Source organism: Sorangium sp. So ce327, from assembly GCF_051530205.1.
Taxonomy (GTDB): Bacteria; Myxococcota_A; Polyangia; order Polyangiales; family Polyangiaceae; genus Sorangium; species Sorangium cellulosum_B.
Window position 1 is genome coordinate 7,611,093 of sequence record NZ_CP150330.1, and the last position, 19,504, is coordinate 7,630,596.

Annotated in this window: 10 protein-coding genes; 3 read left to right on the top strand and 7 right to left on the bottom strand. The window is 71.9% G+C overall.

The window, feature by feature from the left end:
• Positions 1-8: 8 nt before the first annotated feature.
• The 3 genes from WME95_RS28485 to WME95_RS28495 form a co-directional block, all read right to left on the bottom strand.
• Entirely contained in the window at positions 9-848 is an 840-nt protein-coding gene (locus tag WME95_RS28485) for a HEAT repeat domain-containing protein (RefSeq protein ID WP_437902496.1), read from the bottom strand.
• A gap of 264 nt (positions 849-1,112) precedes the next feature.
• Positions 1,113-3,320: a TIGR04551 family protein gene (locus WME95_RS28490; protein WP_437902497.1), complete on the bottom strand. Its 2,208-nt coding sequence runs from the start codon at positions 3,318-3,320 to the stop codon at positions 1,113-1,115.
• A 262-nt stretch (positions 3,321-3,582) separates the two neighbouring features.
• Positions 3,583-3,726 (bottom strand): hypothetical protein, encoded by a 144-nt coding sequence (locus tag WME95_RS28495; RefSeq protein ID WP_437902498.1) that lies wholly within the window; start codon positions 3,724-3,726, stop codon positions 3,583-3,585.
• 364 nt (positions 3,727-4,090) lie between these two features.
• Here WME95_RS28495 and WME95_RS28500 point away from each other — a divergent pair, with 364 nt between their 5' ends.
• A complete protein-coding gene (locus tag WME95_RS28500; protein WP_012237759.1) occupies positions 4,091-4,882 on the top strand; it encodes an OmpA family protein in 792 nt (263 codons plus the stop codon).
• Positions 4,883-4,980: 98 nt separating this feature from the next.
• On the opposite strand, the gene WME95_RS28505 is transcribed toward WME95_RS28500, so the two are convergent.
• Positions 4,981-8,856, bottom strand: a complete 3,876-nt coding sequence (locus WME95_RS28505; protein WP_437902499.1) for a protein kinase domain-containing protein — start codon at positions 8,854-8,856, stop codon at positions 4,981-4,983.
• A 292-nt stretch (positions 8,857-9,148) separates the two neighbouring features.
• Here WME95_RS28505 and WME95_RS28510 point away from each other — a divergent pair, with 292 nt between their 5' ends.
• Together WME95_RS28510 and WME95_RS28515 are read left to right on the top strand one after the other, a co-directional pair.
• A complete protein-coding gene (locus WME95_RS28510; protein ID WP_437902500.1) occupies positions 9,149-9,322 on the top strand; it encodes a hypothetical protein in 174 nt (57 codons plus the stop codon).
• A 291-nt stretch (positions 9,323-9,613) separates the two neighbouring features.
• A complete protein-coding gene (locus WME95_RS28515; protein WP_437902501.1) occupies positions 9,614-11,164 on the top strand; it encodes an ATP-binding protein in 1,551 nt (516 codons plus the stop codon).
• 328 nt (positions 11,165-11,492) lie between these two features.
• Here WME95_RS28515 and WME95_RS28520 read toward each other — a convergent pair whose 3' ends face one another.
• The 3 genes from WME95_RS28520 to WME95_RS28530 all read right to left on the bottom strand — a co-directional run bounded on the left by WME95_RS28520 (position 11,493) and on the right by WME95_RS28530 (position 19,373).
• Complete coding sequence (locus WME95_RS28520; protein WP_437902502.1) at positions 11,493-15,368, bottom strand: protein kinase domain-containing protein; 3,876 nt, start codon at positions 15,366-15,368, stop codon at positions 11,493-11,495.
• Positions 15,369-15,733: 365 nt separating this feature from the next.
• Positions 15,734-18,436, bottom strand: a complete 2,703-nt coding sequence (valS, locus tag WME95_RS28525) for a valine--tRNA ligase (protein WP_437902503.1) — start codon at positions 18,434-18,436, stop codon at positions 15,734-15,736.
• A gap of 202 nt (positions 18,437-18,638) precedes the next feature.
• Positions 18,639-19,373 (bottom strand): ferredoxin--NADP reductase, encoded by a 735-nt coding sequence (locus tag WME95_RS28530; protein ID WP_437902504.1) that lies wholly within the window; start codon positions 19,371-19,373, stop codon positions 18,639-18,641.
• Positions 19,374-19,504: the final 131 nt, after the last annotated feature.

Genomic DNA, 19,504 nt, shown 5'->3' on the forward strand with positions numbered 1-19,504 from the left:
GCGCCGGGTCAGCGGCCGGAGGCGACGACGCTGCTGCCGGAGGCGGCCTCGAGGGCGAGCGGCGCCCTCTGGAGCGCGCTCTCGATCGCGCCCGCGACAGCGTCGCTCTGCAGCTGGGCGAGCTCCCTCAAGCCCTGGGCGCGCTTCGCCTCGCCGAGCGCCTGGGCCGAGCCGGTCATCGAGCCCTTCAGCGTCTGGCTCGGCATCTCGCGGATCACGTACTCGACCTTGGCGGCAAAGCCGACCCCGTCCGCCCCATGGCGCTTGCTCAGGTGCGTGACCGAGCCGTCCAGCGTGAAGGCCGGCAGCTTGCGGCTCTTGCCTTCCGCAGCCAGGTCCGTGCCGTCGGCCACGATCTCGATGTCGGCGAACTGCGCCACGCGGTTGCGCGTCTGCTGCTTGAGCTGCGGTCCGAGCTTCGCGTCCTTCACGCCGGAGCGGTTCTCGAACTTGCCCAGGCTGACCAGGAAGCGCGCCTTGGACGACGAGCGCGAGAGCTTCTCGATGGCGGCCTGGATCGGGCGCTTCAGGTTGGGGGCAGGCTCGAGGTTGAGCGCCGCCTTGAGCGCCGGGACCGCCGCGGGGTTGCCCAGCGCGCCGAGCGCCGCCGCGGCCGACGCGCGCACCGCCGGGTGCGGATCCCTGAGCGCCTTCTCGAGGGCAGGCCGCGCGCCGGGGCTCTTCGACCTGCTGAGCGACAGCGCCGCCGCGACACGGAGCCGATAGTCCTTGCCGACCGCGATGTCGCGGAAAGCGGACGTGTCTGCGTCCTGGGCGACGGACAGGGCGGTCGACCCGAGCACCATCGACGCCGCCAAGAACATCGCAATGAAGAGACGACGAACCATCACGTCCCTCCGGAGAACGGCGGCTCGCGCCACCCGTTCTCCTCGGTGAACCAGGGAAGTATCGCGACGCGCCTGGCGTCCAGACAATCCTATCCTTGGCCAGGACGGTCGCGAGATCAAGGGCTGTTTGGCCCCGGATGGCTCATGCAGGACTCATGACGAGAGCGACGACGTCGCCGTTTCGCGCCGCTTCGCCGCCCCGAGCGCTCATTTCCAGACACACGGCGGCGCGCGAGGCTGGCTGAGCGCTGGGCGGGTTCGGGCTCAGAAGAGGATACCGAGATACCAGCGCACCGTCTGTGCGGTCTCGAGATCGATCTTCTGGACCGCGTCGTCACCCCTGAGCTGGCCGAGCCCGCCGAGAGGAAACAGCACGCCGTACTGCACCGCCGTGTAGAAGCCGCCCATCTTGTCGGGGTCGTCGTTGAGCGTCCCGTCCTTGGACTGGAAGTACAGCTGCGCGTTCAGCTCGATGCCGAGATCCCGGGAGTTGCCGGGAGCCTGGAGGAACTCGGAGGCGCGGCTCCAGATGGCCGCGGCGCCGAGGCCGGCGCGCTGGCCGTTCTTGTCGCGGGCGAAGTCCCAGTCGACGCCAGGGCGGAAATAATAGGCGCCCTGGACCCGAGAGAGAATGTTCCTGAAGAGGATCTGGTCGACCCGGTAATCGGGGTGGAAGCGGAATGTCGAGTACGTGCGATCGGTCGAGTTCTGGGGATCCATGGCCCCGAGCTCCGTCCCCCGCGGCTCGAGGGCGGGCGCGTCGTCGTCGCCGGTCGCGTACCCGAAGCCGAAGTGGACGCGCAGCCGGCCCTCCATCTCGGTGAGCTCGGCCTGCGTGGCGAGCCCGAACTGCCGGACACCCCAGCCGGTGTCCTTCGGCGAGAGGACGTTCGCATAATCGCTCTCGCCCTGCCCGCGCAGATCGAGGGATCCGTAGATCATCGCAGCCTCGAGCTCGAAGCGGAACTTCTTGTAAAGGAGCTGGAACCACACGTCGGGGATGATCATCTCCGCACCCCGATGCACGTACCCCGCAGCGACGTTGTCGGCGCTCTGGCCGAGCGCCGCGGACGGGGCGGTGGTGGTGGTGTCGCCGGCGGTGACGTCGTTCGCCAGCGTCTGCTGCCGGTAAGCGAAGTAGACACCGCCGTTCATGACCATGTTGCCGCGGGCGAGCTCGAGCTTCTGGAGCTCGGGATTCTTGCGGCGGACGGCGACGAACACGTACTGATCGACGTCATCGGACTGGGCGAGGTCGTACGGCTGGCCCTCGAGGTCCTGGATCGACGCGCTCGTCGCGCCCTCGTTGGCCCAGTCCCACGCGCCGGCGAAGTAGATGTCGTATTTCTTGATGCCCGTGACGAACATCAGCCGGTCGACGGTCGACTGGTAGTCTGAGTCGTACCCGTCACCGCTGTTCGCCACCATCCCGAGGCCCCAATGGTTCGGCATGCGGCCGAAGCGGAGGAGACCGACGGGGGTCATGTACTCTCCCCAGATCCGCTTGACGGAGATCGAGTCCTTCGTCGAGTTGATGCCGGCGCTGGGCGCCCACTGGGTGCTGGAGAAGGCCCCGAGCGGCGAGTAGCCGCCCCGGCGGGCGACCTCGTAGCCGCCGCCCGCCGCCGGCTGGTTCGCGTAGCCGTCCGGGGTCGAGCCGAGCACCACGTTGTCGAGGAGATCGACCTGAGTGAGGATGCGCAGGTTGTCGCTGATGTGCAGCTCGGGATTGAGGCGGAACCGCATGTTCGCGCCGGCCTGGGTGTCGTTCTTGCACGAGTCGAACGAGCGGGTGCCGCCGCTCGTGGTCTCGCTCGGGTTGCAGCGCTCGAGCACGTGCCCCTTGTAGGAGTTGTCGGCCGGCTGCGGCCAGAGCGCCTGATTGCGGGGGTCGATGCGGCCGAGGGCGAAGCTGTTGAAGAGCTCCCAGCGGAGCCGGTAGTAGCCGTGGAACTCGAACGTCGGTCGCGCGTGAGACCACCAGTCCTCGGCGTAGACCTCGCTGGGCCGGGCGCCGATCTCCGCCTGGATCGCCTGCCGCTCGGGCTGCTCGGCCGCCGCAGCCGCTGCGGGCGCCTCCGAGGCCGCCGGCGTGGCCGGCTGCGGCGCGGAGGGAGCGGCCGTGTCGGCCGGCGGCAGGAGCGGCTGGCGCGCCGCCGGGGGTTCGGGCGTCTCGGCGCCGGCCGGCGCGGCGCCGGGCTGCGCAGGCGTCGCGCCGGGCTGGGCCGGCGCGGCGGGCGGCGCTGCGGCGGGCGGCGCTGCGGCGGGCTGGGCCGGTGCGGCGGGCTGCGCTGCGCCGGACTGCGCTGCGCCGGGCTGGGCCGGCGCGGCGGGCTGGGCCGGCCGGCGTGCCGGCTGGGCGGACGCGGAAGACGCGCCCAGCACGAGCGCGAGCGCGAGGCCCGACCGGAGGCGACGGCGAGGGGTGCCAGGGCGGCACGACGTACCCGGAGACCGCGACGAGATGGGCATCTGCTTGGTTTCGTTCGCGCGTTTTCGCCCCGCGCGCAGGAAGAGGTTGAAGATCCGAGCTCTCGGTGGCCCGGAGGCCGGGGGCCGATGTCTCACGCCCGGCCTGTGTGGTCAAGGCACCGCTCGGCCCCATGCCCTGGAACCCGGTCACGGATGCGCACCCGGGACGCATCGGAGCAGGGGCCCCCCGGCCACCCCAACCCCGGCCACCCCAACCCCGGTCGGCTGGCAGGGACGGCTAGCGGGGCCTCCTCAACCTCAGTCAGGGTGGCGGGGCCGGCCCAACCTCGGTCGGGTCCGCCTCAACCTCGGTCGGGTCCGCCTCAACCTCGGTCGGGTCCACCTCAACCTCGGTCGGGTCCGCCTCAACCTCGGTCGGGTCCGCCTCAACCTCGGTCGGGTCCACCGGTCCGCCTCAACCTCGGTCGGGGCCTCAACCTCGGTCGGGTCCGCCTCAACCTCGGTCGGGTCCGCCAGGTCCGCCTCAACCTCGGTCGGGGTGGGCAACGCGCTGACGAAGCCAAGACGCACCAGCAACGCCCGCGGCTGCGCCGCCGCCGGCGTCCCCGCTCGCGCCAGCGCCGTCGCCGGCCGCGCCGCCGCCGCTCTCACCTGCGCCGCCGGAGCCCCGATCCCGCCTCACCTGCAGCGCACGGCCGCGCGGACGGGGGGATCTCGCCGTCCTCCCCTCTGGATCTCTCGCCCGAGCTGAGCGACGCTCTCGCCCGCAGCATCCCGCTCCCGCCGACGGAGCCATGGAGAAAGCGCTCATGAACCGGACACTCATTGCACTACCCCTCGCGCTGTCGTCGCTGCTCGCCGCGGGCTGCGGCCACTCCGAGCAGGAGTGGAAGTCGCAGCTCGACAAGTACAACCAGCTCCAGAACCGGAGCCAGAAGAGGGAGGCCGAGCTCGAGAAGGAGCTCGCCGACGCGAAGCAGCGCGTCGAGGAGCTCGAGAAGAAGCTCGCGGACCAGGGCGCCGACATCTCGAAGATGAGCTCGACGCTGGAGGACCGCGAGAAGGCGCTGGCCGAGTACAAGGCGCGCGCGAAGCAGCTCGAGGCGATCCAGGCGCGGTTCGACCTGCTCCGGAAGAAGCTCGAGGAGCTCGTCAAGCTCGGCCTGGAGGTCCAGGTCCGCAGGAACCGGATGGTCATCTCGCTGCCCGGAGACGTCCTGTTCGACTCGGGCAAGGACACGCTGAGCAAGGACGGCCAGCAGATCCTGAAGAAGATCTCGGACGTCATCCGGGGCGACAAGTCGCTCGTGGACCGCGACTACCAGGTCGCCGGGCACACCGACAGCCAGCCCTACAAGAGCGGCCCGTTCCAGGACAACTGGGGGCTGTCGCTGATGCGCGCCCGGGCCGTGCTGCTGTTCCTGATCGGCAAGGAGGGCCAGCTGCCGACGAGGCACTGGAGCGCGGCCGGGTTCGCGGACACGGACCCCATCGCGAGCAACAACACGCCGGCCGGCAAGCAGAAGAACCGCCGGTGCGACCTGATCGTCCTGCCGGACGTCGACGAAATGCTCGACCTGACGAAGCTGGCCACGAAGTAAGCGCCGGCAAGCGAGGGGCCCGCGGCGCCGACGGCGGTCCGCCGCTTCGTGCGCCACGGCTTCCCCCGCGCCGTTCGGCGCGACAGCAGCGCGAGGGCTCAGCCGCCGAGCCACTGCCGCGCGAGCTCGAGCGTGCGGGCGTTGTCCGGCACGTCGCGGAGGAAGCGCTCGCGCCAGGTCGGATCGCTGAGCTGCTCGGCGCGCGCGAGCAGCGCCGTCCTGGCCGACGTGATCGCGACCTCGGCCTCGGCGCGCCGGCTGCTCGCCGCGAGCGCCTCGGCATAGGTCAAGCGGACGAGCGACTCGCCCTCTTCCAGCGTGCCAAACTCCGAGAGCCGCGCGCTCGCCTCGGCGGCAGCTTGCATCGCCTCGTCGGTGCGCCCGAGCCCGAGCAGCGCGCGCGCGAGGATGGAGAAGGCCTGCACGCAGAGCGTCGGCGCGCTCTCGAAGAGCGCGATGGCGGCGCGCGCCTCGCGCTCGGCGGCCTCGAAATCCCCCATCGCGAAGGCGATCTTCGCCAGGTAGCAGCGAGCAAACAGCTCCGTGCGCACCATGCCGGCACCCTGGCTCGACGCGACCGCCTCCTCGGCGAGCGCCCGCCCCTCGGCGAGCTGACCACGGTACCCGAGTACCTGCGCGAGGTTGGCCTGCACAGAAACCTTCAGCTCGTCCAGGTGCATCCGGTCGGCCGCCTCCACGGCTGCCCGCAGCATCGACTGGGCCGCCTCGAAGTCGCCGAGCTCCATGCACACGGCGCCCAGGCTCGCCCGGGCGCTGAGCGCGTTGCGATGATCACCAGCCTGCTCGAAGGCGAGCAACGCCGCTTCCTGGCTGCCTGCACAGGAGCCCAGGTCGCCCCTGCACATCTCATAGGCCGCGCGCGCGTCGTGGATGTGCGCGACCACCTCCAGATCCCTCGTCTCCGAGCTCGCGAGGGCGCGCTGGACCACATCGAGCAACGCGGCGCCTTCGGCGTACCGCCCCCCCAGCGCCAGCGCGTTCGCGCCCACGGACAGGCAGCGGAGCTTCGCGTCCTGCGCGTCGCCAGAGGCAGCCACGTCCACCGCCTCGGTCGTCACGCGACCGACGACATCCAGTCGACCCAGCTTCGACGTGGCCCATAGGAGGGGGATGATGGCCGAGAACCATGCGGCCGAGCCGCGCTCCACCAGGCCCAGCGCCTCGCTCCCCCGCTCCGCGGCCAGCGCGAGATCGCCGCGCCAAACATGAGCCTCCGCCTGGACCCAGCGGAGCCTGCCGGCGGCGTCCCCGGCCGCGCCGCAGCCGATACCCCGGTCGGCCCGCGCGATCGCCGCGTCGAGATCGCCGCCCCGGAGCGCCTCCTCCGCCGCGCGCAGGTACGCCTCCGCCGCCCGCGTTGGAGCCCCGCCGAGCTCGAAGTGCTCCGCCAAGGCCGTCGCGTCCGCCCCGCCAGCCCGCGCCAGCCAGTCGCCCGCAAGCCCGTGCCCGACGCGGCGGTCGCGCTCGGTGAGCATGCCGTAGGCCGCCTCCCGCACCAGCGCGTGCCGGAACTCGTATTCCACCTCGCCCGCGATCCGCGCCTCGCGCCGCCGCACCAACAGCTCCCTCCGCCCGAGCTCCGCGAGCGGCTGCGCCACCGGCGCCCCGCCCACCAGGGCCGCGACCGCGCCCTCCCACGAGGTCTCGCCGAACACGCTCGCCGCGCGCAGCACCCGCCGCTCCTCCACGCTCAGCGCCTCCAGCCGCGCCTGCACCATCGCCAGCGCCGTCTCCGGCATCCCCTCGCCCCGCCCCTCGGCCACCGCCCGGATCTGCTCCTCCAGCACGAACGCGTTGCCCTCGGCGCGCGCCAGCAGCTCGTCCACCTGCGCCGCGCTCACGCCGTCGCCCAGCACCTCCCGCACCAGCCGCTCGCTCGCGCGCCGGGGCAGCGCCGCGAGCCGCAGCCGGAGCCCGACCCGCTGGCGCCACAGCTCCGGAAACAGCTCGTCCACCTCGGGGCGCGCCAGCGCCAGCACCAGCAGCGGCAGGTCCCTCGCGTGCTGGAGCGCCGCGTCGATCAGCCGCACCGTCGGCAGGTCGCCCCAGTGCAGATCCTCCAGCACCAGCAGCACCGGCTGCCGCTCGCACTCGGCCCGAACGAAGTCCTCGAACGCCTGGCGGATGCGGTCGCCCATCAGCACCGGGCTCTGACGCGCCGCCTGCAGCTGCACATCGCCCTCGTCAGGGAACGGCGCCCCCACCAGCTCGCCGAGGAACGCCGCCACGTGCGGCCCCTTGCTCCCGAGCCCGTCGAGCCGTTCTACCCGCGCCAGCACCTTGCTCCGCCGCACCTCCAGCGCCTCGCCGTCGAGCAGCCCCATGGCGCGGCGGAGCGCCTGGGCGAGCAAGCCGAACGCCGAGCCGGCCGCCATCGGATCGGCCCTGCCGATCCAGACCTCGGCGGCCTCGCGCTGCTCCTCGATGACGCGCAGGAACTCCCAGGCGAGGCGCGACTTGCCCATGCCCGCGGCCCCCACGACGACCACCGCGCTCGCCGCGGGCTCGTCCACGCAATGGCGCCACTCGGCCGCGAGCTGCGAGAGCTCTCGCTCGCGCCCCACGCACGGCGTCGGCTTCCCGAGCAGCCTCGGCACCGTGTCCGGCTCCTCCTTCCGGCCGCGCAGCCAGCACCCGTCCGGGCCCTGGACGGTCTCGAAGCGGCTCGCGAGCAGGCTCGCCGTCGCGCTGTCGAGCCGGATACCCCCGGACGGCGGGCCGTCGCGCCCCACGATCAGCTGGGCCACCCGATCGACCAGCTCGCCGACTGGCAGCCTCCCCTCGATCGCCGCCAGCCCCGTCGCGACCGACATGGGCACGCCCCCAATCACGGACCGGAGCGCGAGCGCGCAATGGGCCGCTCGCACCGCGAGGTCCGTCGGAGACTCGGCCCCCGACAGCGCGATGAGCAGCCACTTCGACCGCAGGACTTCGAGCTTCCCGCCGTGGCGCGCCGCGATGTCCCGCAGCGCCTGGGCCTGCGCGACCCCATCGGCCTCCGCCAGCGTGGCGTCGGTCTCCTCGCTGCCATGGGCGGCCAGGATGACGCACATGACCCGCCGCTCCGACGTCGTGATCTCCTCGCCGGGCGCGCGCGGCGCCGCGACCGCGCTCCCTCCCGCGGCGAGCCCCTCCCCGGTGAAGGCGGCCAGCTCCGCCGCGACCGCGGCGCCGTCGCGCGGCCGCTGCTCCGCCGACTTCGACAGCATCCGGGCCACGAGGCGCTCGAGCGGCTCGGGGATGCCGTCGCGCAGCTCCCCGAGCCGCGGCGCCTCCTCCAGCACGACCTTCACGAGGAGCGACAGCAGGTTGTCGCCCAGGAACGGCCGGCGCCCCGCGAGGCACTCGAACAGGACGCACCCGAGCGCGAACACATCCGCCCGGGCGTCCACCGGCGCCTCGCCGCTCGCCTGCTCGGGGGCCATGTACCCGGCCGTCCCGAGGATCGCTCCGGGCGCCGTCAGGCTCTGCGTGAGCCAGAGCTCGCGCGCGATGCCGAAGTCGAGCAGCGTCGCTCGCTCGACCGCGCCGCCCACCAGCATCAGGTTGCTCGGCTTCAGGTCGCGGTGGACGATGCCCTGCCGGTGGACCGCGCCCAGCGTCGTCGCCACCTGCGCCGCCAGCGTCACGCTCTCCGCCATCGAGAGCGGCCCTTGAGCGAGCCTCTGCTCCAGCGTTACGCCCTCCAGCCATTCCATCGCCAGGTACGGCTGTCCTGCGGCCGTCGTCCCGTGCGCCACGTACCGCACGACCCCTGGCAGCCGGAGCGTGACGAGCGCCTTCGCCTCCCGCGCGAACCGGCGCAGATCGCCCGCGCTCGCGCCTTGGAGCACCTTCAGCGCGACCGCCTCCCCCGACCGCCGGTCACGCGCGCGATAGACGTCGCCCATCCCGCCGCTTCCGGCGAACCGCTCGATCTCGAACCTTTCCTCGACCACGTCCAAATCGCGCATTGCGTCTGCGATGTCGTTCACACGGGCCTCCGGCGACGGCCCTCCCCCGCGGGACCACGGCACCCTGCCGGGAGCAAAATGTAATCTACACCACGATCATCCCAAGGTGTGGTCTGTCTCGGCACCTGGATCGCAGAGCGACCACGACGCGTTCTGGTGCCCGGGCGTCCGGGGACATTCGCGACCACGGCGCGTTCTGGTGCCCGGGCATCGAGGTCCTGGCCGGCCGCGCAGGGCAGCGCGCGGCGTGATCTCAGCCGCCGAGTCGGATCCGGAATGTCGATGGAGGCTCGTGGCCGCGCTCCGTTCCCGCCCGGCAAGGCTCGACCTCGACGCGGTAATCGCCGGGCTCGAGGTCCTTGAGCGGCACACCGAGGCGCTGGACCTGGCCGCTCTTCCATGGCCCCGGCTCGAACACCTCGGGCCGCGCCGCCGGACGCTGGTCGAGGCCGTGGCCGCGAAGTAGACGAGCAGCGTCTCCCCCTCGGCGGCGCCGGCGAGGAAGCCGGTCACGGTCGGCTGCAGGTTGGCCGCGTCGAGATCCTTGGAGGCCTTGATGCGGTCGTCGTCGAGGGCCCAGCCGTCGCCGCGCTGCAAGGCGCGGCGCATCGCGTCCAGCCCCGCCGCGCCGCTTCCGAATCGCCCGTTCGACATTGCCGCACATCCTATCTCATCGAGGTTCGCCGCCGCCGGGCGAACGCCGCCGGCGTCGCCACGCTGGCCACCCGGAGCCGCCGCCCTTAGGCTCACCGCCGCGATGCACCGCTGGTTCAACACGGCAGGCCCCTGCAATCCGGCCGATCACTACATGCTCCCGCCAGAGGAGCGCCTGCCCGGGGTGCGCGACCTCGTCGATCGCAAGGCTTACTTCGTCCTGCATGCGCCGCGGCAGATCGGCAAGACGACCTCGCTGCGTACGCTCGCCCGGGATCTCACGGCCGAAGGGCGCTATGTGGCGGTCCTCGTCTCGGCGGAGATCGGCGCTCCCTTCCCCGACGACCCTGGCGCAGCCGAGCTCGCGATGCTCGCCGAATGGCGCGGCACCGCCGGCTCGCAGCTCCCGGCCGATCTGCGGCCGCCACCGTTCCCCGATGCCCCCCCCGGCCAGCGCATCGGAGCGGCACTGCGCGCCTGGGCCAAGGCTGCGCCGCGTCCGCTCGTCGTCTTCCTCGATGAGGCCGACGCCCTGCGCGACGCGACGCTCGTCTCCCTGCTGCGCCAGATCCGCAGCGGCTATCCCGATCGCCCGAGTGACTTCCCGCACGCGCTCGCGCTCGTCGGCCTGCGCGATGTGCGCGACTACAAGGTCACGTCCGGCGGCAGCGACAGGCTCGGGACGTCGAGCCCCTTCAACATCAAGGTCGAGTCCCTCACCCTGCGCAACTTCACGCACGACGAGGTCGCGGCGCTCTACGCCCAGCACACGGCCGAAACCGGCCAGGTCTTCCATCCGGACGCCGTGGATCGGGCCTTCGAGCTCACCCAGGGTCAGCCATGGCTCGTGAACGCGCTCGCCCGCCAGCTCGTCGATGTCCTGGTCAAGGATCGCGCGCTGCCCATCACGGCCGCGGACGTCGATCGCGCCAGGGAGATCCTCATCGAGCGGCAGGACACGCACCTCGACAGCTTGGTGGACCGGCTGCGCCAGCCGCGCATCCGCGCCGTGATCGAGCCCATGCTCGCCGGCACCACCCTCGGCGATGTGCCCGAAGACGACCGGCGCTTCGCGGTCGACCTGGGCCTCGTGCGCCGAACGGCGGAAGGCGGTCTCGTCATCGCCAACCCCATCTACCGCGAGATCATCGTCCGTGAGCTCGCGAGCGGGGTGCGCGACTCGCTGCCGCGCATCCCGGCGACCTGGCTCACTCAGGACGGCCGCCTCGACGCCGATCGCCTCCTCGACGCCTTTCTCTCCTTCTGGCGCCAGCACGGTGAGCCGCTGCTCAGGGCGGCGCCCTACCACGAGATCGCCCCGCACCTCGTGGTCATGGCCTTCCTCCACCGCGTCGTGAACGGCGGCGGCACCATCGATCGCGAGTACGCCATCGGCCGGGGCAGGATGGATCTCTGCGTCCGTTATGCGGGCGAAACGCTCGCGATCGAGCTCAAGGTCTGGCGCGACGGCCGCCCGGATCCCCTTGCCGAGGGGCTTGCCCAGCTGGATGAGTACCTCGCCGGGCTGGAGCTCCAGCGCGGATGGCTGATCCTCTTCGACCAGCGCGCGGGACAGCCCCCCATCGCCGAGCGCACGCGCCGCGAGCTCGCGTTGACCCCTGCCGGTCGCGAGGTCGTCGTCATTCGCGCCTGAGCGCGCTCGTCGTTCAGGAGCTGTCCCGGGACGCCCTCGACGTGCCTTCCGGCCCCGACGCCGGCCGCGCGGGCGAGAGGACGCGCGCGGCACGCGCCGGGCTCCGCTCGTACCCCCGTAGAGGAACGCGCGAGGTGTCCTGATGGTCGCCGCGCATGTCCTGATGGCCGCCCCGCATGTCCTGATGGCCGCGTGGTCAGCGCCCCGGCCCCGCGGTGCGCACCTCGCTTGGCCTCAACCTCAACCGCTGGCCCTCCGATGACGTTCGTGGTGCACCGGGACATGGCCTGTGAGCAGGGTGCATCCGTCTCGGTCAGCACCCGATCGCTCAGCCGCCAAGCCACTGCTGCGCGAGCTCGAGCGTACGGGCATTGTCCGGCACGTCGCGGAGGAAGCGCTCCCGCCAGGTCGGGTCGCTAAGCTTCTCGGCACGCGCGAGCAGCGCCGTCCTGGCTGACGCGATCGCGGCGGTAGCCTCCGCCTGTCTGCCGCTCGCGGCGAGCGCCTCAGCATAGGTGAGTCGGACGAGCGACTCGCCTTCTTCCACGGTGCCGAACTCGGCCAGCCGCGAGCTCGCCTCGGCGGCAGCCCGCATCGCCTCGTCGATGCGCCCGAGCCCGAGCAGCGCGCGCGCAAGTACAGCAGTAGCCTGCACGGCGAGCGTCGGCGCGCTCTGAGAGAGCGCCACCGCGGCGCGCGCGGCACGCTCGGCAGCATCGAAATCGCCCATGGCGGAGGCGATCTTCGCGATGTAACAGCGAGCACATAGCTCCTGTCGCACCATGCCCGCTCGCCGGCTCGACGTGCCCACGGACTCGGCGAGCACGCGCCCGTCGGCGAGCCGACCACGGGACGCGAGAACCTGCGCGAGGATGTTCTCGATGCCGAGTTTCAGCTCGTGCAGGTGCATCCGGTCAGCCTCCGCCAATCCTGTGCGTATCAGGGACTCCGCCCTCTCGAAATCGCCAACCTCGGCGTAGGTGGAACCCAGGTTGGTGCGAGCACTGCATGCATTGCGATGGTCGCCGGCTCGCTCGAAGGCGAGCAACGCGGCCTCCAGACTGGCAGCACCGGCGCCCAGATCACCAGTGCAGACCGCATACGCCGAGCGCGCGTCGTTGAGGTGCGCGACCACCTCGAGATCTCGCACTTCCACATTCGCGAGAGCGCGCTCTACGAGATCGAGCAGCGCGGCGCCTTCGGCGTACCGTCCGGCCAGCGTCAGATTGGCCGCGCCGGCAGACAGGCAGCGGAGCTTTGCGCCCTGCGCGTCGTCGCGAGCAGCAACGTTCGCCGCTTCGGTCATCCAGCGGTCGACATCATCTAGTCGACCCAGCTTGAACGCGGCCCATATCACGGGGGTGATGGCCGAGAACCATGCGGCCGAGCCGCGCTCCACCTGGGCCAACGCTTCACTCCCCCGTTCCACGGCGAGCACGAGATCGCCGCGCCAGACATGGGCCTCCGCCTGGACACGCCGGAGCCTGCCGGCGGTGTCCCCCGCAGCGCCACAGCCGATACCCCGGTCGGCCCGCACGATCGCCGCACCGAGATCGCCGCCCCGGAGCGCCTCCTCGGCCGCACGAAGGTACGCCTCCGCCGCCCGCGCCTGCGCGCCACCGATCTCGAAATGCTCGGCCAGCGACATCGCGTCCGCGCCGCCGGCGCGGTCCAGCCAGTCGCCTGCGAGGCCGTGGCCGACGCGGCGGTCGCGCTCGGTGAGCATGCCATACGCGGCTTCCCGCACCAGCGCGTGCCGGAACCGATACTCCACCTCGCCCGCGATGCGCGCGTCGTGCCGTCGCACGATGAGCTCCCGCCGCGCGAGCTCGGCGAGCCGCCGCGCAACAGGCACGCCGCCCACGAGGGCTGCGACCCCGCCGTCCCAGAACGTCTCGCCGAAGACGCTCGCCGCCCGCAGCACGCGGCGCTCCTCGATGCCCAGCGCCTCGAGCCGCGCCTGCACCATCGCAAGCGCCGTCTCGGGCATGCCCTCGCCCCGGCCCTCAGCGACCGCGCGGATCTGCTCCTCCAGCACGAACGCGTTGCCCTCGGCGCGCGCCAGCAGCTCGTCCACTTGACCCTCGCCCACGCCGTCGCCGAGCACCTCGCGCACGAGCCGCTCGCTCGCGCGCCGGGGCAGCGGCGCGAGGCGGAGCCGCAGGCCCTTGCGCTCGCTCCAGAGCGCCGGGAACAGCTCGTGGACCTCCGGGCGGGCGAGCGCCAGCACGAAAAACGGCAGATCCGCGGCGTGCTGGAGCGCGGCGTCGACCAGGGTCACCGTGGGCAGGTCGCCCCAGTGCAGATCCTCCAGCACGAGCAGCACCGGCCGCCGCTGGCACTCGGCCTTCACGAAATCCTCGAATGCCTCGCGAAGGCGGTCGCCCATCAACAGTGAATTCCGTCGCGCCGCGTGGAGCTGCACATCGCGCTCGTCGGGGAACGGCGCGCCGACAAGCTCGCCAAGGAACGCCGCGACGTGGGGGCTCTTGCCCCCGAGGCTGTCGAGCTGCTCGACCCGGGCGAGCACCTTGCTCCGCCGCACATCGAGCGGCTCGCCATCGAGGATGCCCATGGCGCGGCGGAGCGCCTGAGCGAGCAGGCCGAACGCGGAGCCGGCAGCCATGGGATCGGCCCTGCCGATCAAGACCTCGACCGCGCCGCCGGCCTCCTTGAGGGCGCGGAGGAATTCCCAGGCGAGGCGCGACTTGCCGAGGCCCGGCGCGCCCACGACGACCACGGCGCTCGCGGTGGGCTCGTCCACGCAATGGCGCCACTCGGTCGAGAGCTGCGCGAGCTCGCGCTCTCGCCCGACGCACGGCGTTGGCTTACCGAGGAGCGTGGGGATGGTCTCCGGCTCCTCCTTCGGCCCCCGCAGCCACGATCCTTCGGCCCCCTGCATCGTGTCGAAGCGGCTGGCGAGCAAGCCCGCCGTCGCGCTGTCGAGCCGGATGCCCGACCCCGCCGCTCGGGTACACCGCGAGAAAAGCTGAACGACACGATCGATCAGCGCTCCGACCGGCAGCCGGCCGGCGACCTCTGCCAGCCCCGTGGCGATGGTCATAGGCACGCCGCCGAGCTCCGCCCGCAGCGCGAGCGCGCAATGAGCCGCGCGCGCGGCGAGATCCGTCGGGGCCTCGGCGCCGGACAGCGCGATGAGCAGCCACTGCGACTGGAGGAGCTCGATGCGCCCGCCGTGCCGCCCCGCAATATCGCGCAGCGCCTCCAACCGCGCGGCGCCCTCGGCCTCCGAGAGCGTGGCGTCCGTCTCCGGGCTGCCGTCGGCCGCCAGGATGACGCACATGACCCGGCGCTCTGCCGTCGTGATCTCCACGAGCGGAGCGGACGGCTCCGCCGTCTCGCTCGCTCCGACGGGGAGCCCTGCTCGCGCTGGGGTTGCGAGCTCCTCAGCGACGGCGACGCCGTCGCGCGGCCGCTGCGCCGCCTCTTTCGCCAGCATCCGGGCCACGAGGCGCTCGAGCGGCTCGGGGACGCCGTCGCAGAGCTCCCCGAGCCGCGGCGGCTCTTCCAGCACGACCTTCATGAGGAGCGAGAGCGCGTTGTCGCCCAGGAACGGCGGGCGCCCCGCGAGGCACTCGAACAGCATGCAGCCGAGCGCGAATACATCCGCGCGGGCATCGACGGACGGCTCGCCGCGCGCCTGCTCGGGGGCCATGTACCCCGGCGTGCCGAGGATCGCGCCTGGCGCCGTCAGGCTCCGCGCAAGCCGGATATCCCGAGCAATGCCGAAGTCGAGCAGCGCGGCGCGTTCGACCGCGCCGCCCACCAGCATCAGGTTGCTCGGCTTCAGATCGCGGTGGATGATCCCGAGCTGGTGGACCGCGCCGAGCGTCGCCGCCACCCGTGCTGCCAGGATCACGCTTTCGGCGATCGAGAGCGATCCTCGAGCGAGCCTCACGTCCAGGGTGATGCCATCGAGCCACTCCATGGCCAGGTAGGGCCGCCCCGTGGCGGTCATTCCGTGCGCCACATACTGCACGACCCCTGGCAGCCGGAGTGTGATGAGCGCTTCAGCCTCGCGCGAGAGCCGGCTCAGGTCGCGTACGTTCGCGCTCTGCAGCACCTTCAGCGCGACCACCTCCCCCGACCGCCGGTCGCGCGCACGGTACACGTCCCCCATCCCGCCGGATCCGGCGAGCCGTTCGATCTCGAACCGATCCCCGACGACGTCCGAAGCGCGCATCGCCCTTCTTTAGGTACTTCGCGCGAGCCCCCCGAATGCCGATTTCTCGCGCACGACCGGCACAGCTCACCACAAACGCAGGTTGTTTTCCATCATCCAAGCGTTGGGTTCCCCTCGACGTCCCGGGGTCCACGTGCCCTGAAATGCCGCCGCGCTCTTTCGTCCCTACAGCAAAGCCGTAGGCCCTCGTGGAGGGAGCACGCCGCGCGGCGCGCGCACGGGCTGTTGTCTGAGCCCATTTGACGTCCTGTGCCCGGCTCGCTCCGCGCGACGGGCACAGGACGTCTCAGGCGAGTTCAGCCCGTGCGCGCGCCGCGCAGCGTGCTCCCTCCGCGAGGGCCGGGCCTATCTCGATACCGTGCTACTTACTCCGTGGCCGCCGCCGCCTCCCCCGTTCCGGCCGCCGCCGCAGCCGCCACCTCCAGCTCGCAGCGCACCACCACGACCTCGCCGTCCGCGAGCTCCGCCCGCTCCACGAGCTCGTGCTTCCCTGCCCGCACTGCCGCGAGCACGTCCCCCACCGCCGGCTTCAGCCGCGCCAGCGTCGCCGCGTTCGCCCCCAGCGCCAGATCCGTCACCACGCGCCCCACGCTCGCGCCGAGCTCGCTCTTCCGCTTGTTGACCGCCGCCATCGCCGCAGCCGCCAGCTCCAGGAGCCCCGCGTCCGCCGGCGCCGCGACCTCCGCGAAATCGCCCGCCGCCGGCCACTTCGCCCGGTGGATCGACCGCTGCCCCGTCTCCTCCGCGTACACCCAGGCCCAGACCTCGTCGGTGATGTACGGGAGCACCGGCGCGAACAGCCGCAGCAGCACCGAGAGCCCGAGCCGCAGCGCAGCCACCGCCGAGCCCCGCGCCGCATCACCGGCGCCGCCCTCGCCGCGCGCCCGCGCCTTGGCCAGCTCCAGGTAAGCGTCGGTGAACCAGCGCCAGAAGAAATCCTCCGTCCGCTCGAGCGCCGCCGCGAACTCCTGCGCCTCGAACGAGCGCGTCGCGTCCGCCACCACCGCCGACAGCTTGTGCAAGAACGCCCGATCCAGCTCCTCGGAGACCGGATGGACCTCCGCAGACTGGCTGAGCACGTACTTGCCCGCATTCCAGATCTTCGTGACGAGGCGCTTGCCGATCTTCAGCACCTTCTCGTCAAAGGCCGTGTCCGTGCCGAGCCGCGCGCTCGCCGACCAGTAGCGGACCGCATCCGACGAGTAGTTGTCCAAGAGGTGCATCGGCGTCACGACATTGCCCTTGCTCTTCGACATCTTCTTGCGATCGGGGTCGAGGATCCACCCGGAGATCGCGATATGACGCCACGGCACCGACGCCTCGTGCAGCATCGCCTTCGCGATCGTGTAGAACGCCCACGTCCGGATGATGTCATGCGCCTGCGGGCGCAGATCGGCCGGGAACAGCCGCGCGTGGCGCCCCTCGTCGAGGCCCCAGTGCGAGCTAATCTGCGGCGTGAGCGAGCTCGTGAACCACGTGTCGAACACGTCGGACTCCGCCGTGAAGCCGCCCGGCTCGTCCCGCTGGGACGCGTCGTACCCGGGCGGCACGTCGACCGTCGGATCGACCGGGAGCACCTCGCGCGTCGCGAGCAGCGGCCTACCGTGATCCGGGTTGCCCTCGGCGTCGAGCGGATACCAGACGGGGAACTGCACGCCGAAATACCGCTGGCGGCTGATGCACCAGTCGCCCTGGAGCCCCTCGGTCCAGTTGCGGTACCTGAGGCGCATGAAATCCGGGTGCCACTCGATCTTGTCGCCGAACTCGAGGAGCTTTTCCTTCTTGTCGGAGAGCCGGACGAACCACTGCCGCGTGGGCACGAACTCGAGCGGCTGATCGCCCTTCTCGAAGAACTTCACCGCCCGCTCGATCGGCTTCGGCTCACCCCGCAGCGCCGGGCCCGTGCCGGGCGCCGCCGCGTGCTCCTCGCGGCGGAGGAGCTCGACGACGGCCGTGCGCGCCTGCTTCACCCCCTTGCCCTGGAGCGGGGCATACGCCGCGTTCGCGGCGGCCGGGTCGCGGCTCTGGAAGTCGCCCTCCCCGAACGTCACCGGGAGGAGTCGGCCGTTCTTGCCGAGCATCTGCCGGAGAGGGAGCTTCTGCTCCCGCCACCAGATCACGTCCGTCGCGTCGCCGAAGGTGCAGACCATCAGGATGCCCGTGCCCTTCTCGCGATCCACGAGCGTGCTCGGGAAGATGGGCACCGGCGCGCGGAAGATCGGCGTGAGCGCCGTCTTGCCGAAGAGGTGCTGATACCGCGGATCCTCGGGGTGCGCCGTCACGCCCACGCAGGCCGCCAGGAGCTCCGGGCGCGTCGTGGCGATCACGAGCTGCTCGCCCGTGCCCTCCACCGCGAACGCGATGTCGTGGAACGCGCCGGACTGCGGGCGATCCTCGACCTCCGCCTGGGCGACAGCGGTCTGGAAATCGACGTCCCACATCGTGGGCGCGAAGACCGAGTAGAGGTGACCCTTCTCGTGCAGATCCAGGAACGACAGCTGCGCCGTCCTGCGGCAGTGATCATCGATGGTGGCATACTCGTACTGCCAGTCGACCGAGAGGCCCACCCGGCGGAAGAGCGCCTTGAAGACCTGCTCGTCCTCGCGCGTGACCTTGTGGCAGAGCTCGATGAAGTTCGGCCGCGACACGATGCGCGGCTGCTCCTTCTTGAGCGCCTCCGGCGCCGCCTGCGGCAGCGAGAGGCCGCGCTCGTACGGCGTGCGCACGTCCGTGCGGACGTGGAAATAGTTCTGCACGCGCCGCTCGGTGGGCAGGCCGTTGTCGTCCCAGCCCATGGGATAGAAGATGTTGAAGCCGAGCATCCGGCGCTGCCGGACGATGACGTCCGTGTGCGTGTAGCTGAAGACGTGGCCGATGTGCAGCGAGCCCGAGGCGGTCGGCGGAGGCGTGTCGACCACGAAGGTCTCCTCGCGGGGGCGCGAGGGGTCATAACGGTACGTCCCGTCGGCCTCCCACGCGTCGGCCAGGCGCTGCTCGGCGACGGGCGAGTCGAAATGCTTCGGGAGCGTCGCTGGATCGATGGTGCGGAACGTCTTCTTGGTCGTCACGTGATCACCTGCAGAACTGACCCCGCAGGTACCGCCCGCGGGGGCGCGCATCCTACGTCGTACCCAGGGTAACGCTCAAGGCGCGCCGCGTCACCGGAGGGCGATCCGCGCTCGCGTCCGCCAGAGATCGGCGGCTCCGTCCTGGAGAGGCCGGCGGCTCCGTCGCGGCGCTCGACGCGGACGCGCTCGCCGGGACGGCGGCTCAGTCGTAGCGCTCGACGTGGACGTGCTTGCGGGGGACGCCGAGCTCGCCGCGGGCGAGCTCGCGCACGGACGAGACCATCCGATCGAGGCCGCAGATGAAGACATGCGGGGCCGGATCCCCGCTCGCCCCGGCCAGCTCCCTGTAGAGCTCGGGCACGTGCGCCTGCACGTAGCCGCGGCGGCCCGACCAGGACGGGCCGCCGCGCGAGAGCGTGATCTCGTAGCGGATCCGGTCCGAGCCGCGCGCGAGCGCCTCGAGCTCGTCGCGGTAGATGATGTCCTCCTCGAAGCGCGCGCCGAACAGGATCCACAGGTGCGCGGCCGCCCCGGCGCGCAGCGACGCGCGCAGCATGCTCCGGAGCGGCGTGACGCCGGTGCCGGTGGCGACGAACAGCGAGGGCGCAGGGCTCCCGGGATCGCGCGTGAAGAGCCCGTGCGGACCGACGGCGCGGAGCGTCGCGCCGGGCTCCAGCCGGTGCAGGTACTCCGAGCCGGCCCCGCCCTCCACGCGGGTGACCGCCAGATCGAAGCGAGGCGAACCGTCGGGGGCAGAGGCGATCGAGTAGGCGCGCTTCACCTCACCGCCCGGGAGCGGGAGGATGAGGTTGACCCATTGCCCGGCCTCGAACAGGAACGCCCTGCCGTCAGCGCGCTCGAACGAGAGCTCTCGCACGAAGGGGCTGAGAGGCCGGACGGCGACGAGGCGGGCTTCGAACGGTTCGGCTTGGATCATGATCGGGCCTCTGCGCGGCCACAGGCTGCCCGGGCCGCGCGGGTGGCGAGGTCTTACCGCAGCCCTCGCCCTGGCCCAATCACGATCGGAGCCGCCATGGCGCAGCCGGACGGCGTGGAGTCGCGGAAGTC

What these genes read in the sequence shown, in the direction of transcription:
- WME95_RS28485 (WP_437902496.1), bottom strand. Translation starts at nt 848, where the DNA reads ATGGTTCGTCGTCTCTTCATTGCGATGTTCTTGGCGGCGTCGATGGTG.
- WME95_RS28490 (WP_437902497.1), bottom strand. Translation starts at nt 3,320, where the DNA reads ATGCCCATCTCGTCGCGGTCTCCGGGTACGTCGTGCCGCCCTGGCACC.
- WME95_RS28500 (WP_012237759.1), top strand. Translation starts at nt 4,091, where the DNA reads ATGAACCGGACACTCATTGCACTACCCCTCGCGCTGTCGTCGCTGCTC.
- WME95_RS28505 (WP_437902499.1), bottom strand. Translation starts at nt 8,856, where the DNA reads ATGCGCGATTTGGACGTGGTCGAGGAAAGGTTCGAGATCGAGCGGTTC.
- WME95_RS28515 (WP_437902501.1), top strand. Translation starts at nt 9,614, where the DNA reads ATGCACCGCTGGTTCAACACGGCAGGCCCCTGCAATCCGGCCGATCAC.
- WME95_RS28520 (WP_437902502.1), bottom strand. Translation starts at nt 15,368, where the DNA reads ATGCGCGCTTCGGACGTCGTCGGGGATCGGTTCGAGATCGAACGGCTC.
- WME95_RS28530 (WP_437902504.1), bottom strand. Translation starts at nt 19,373, where the DNA reads ATGATCCAAGCCGAACCGTTCGAAGCCCGCCTCGTCGCCGTCCGGCCT.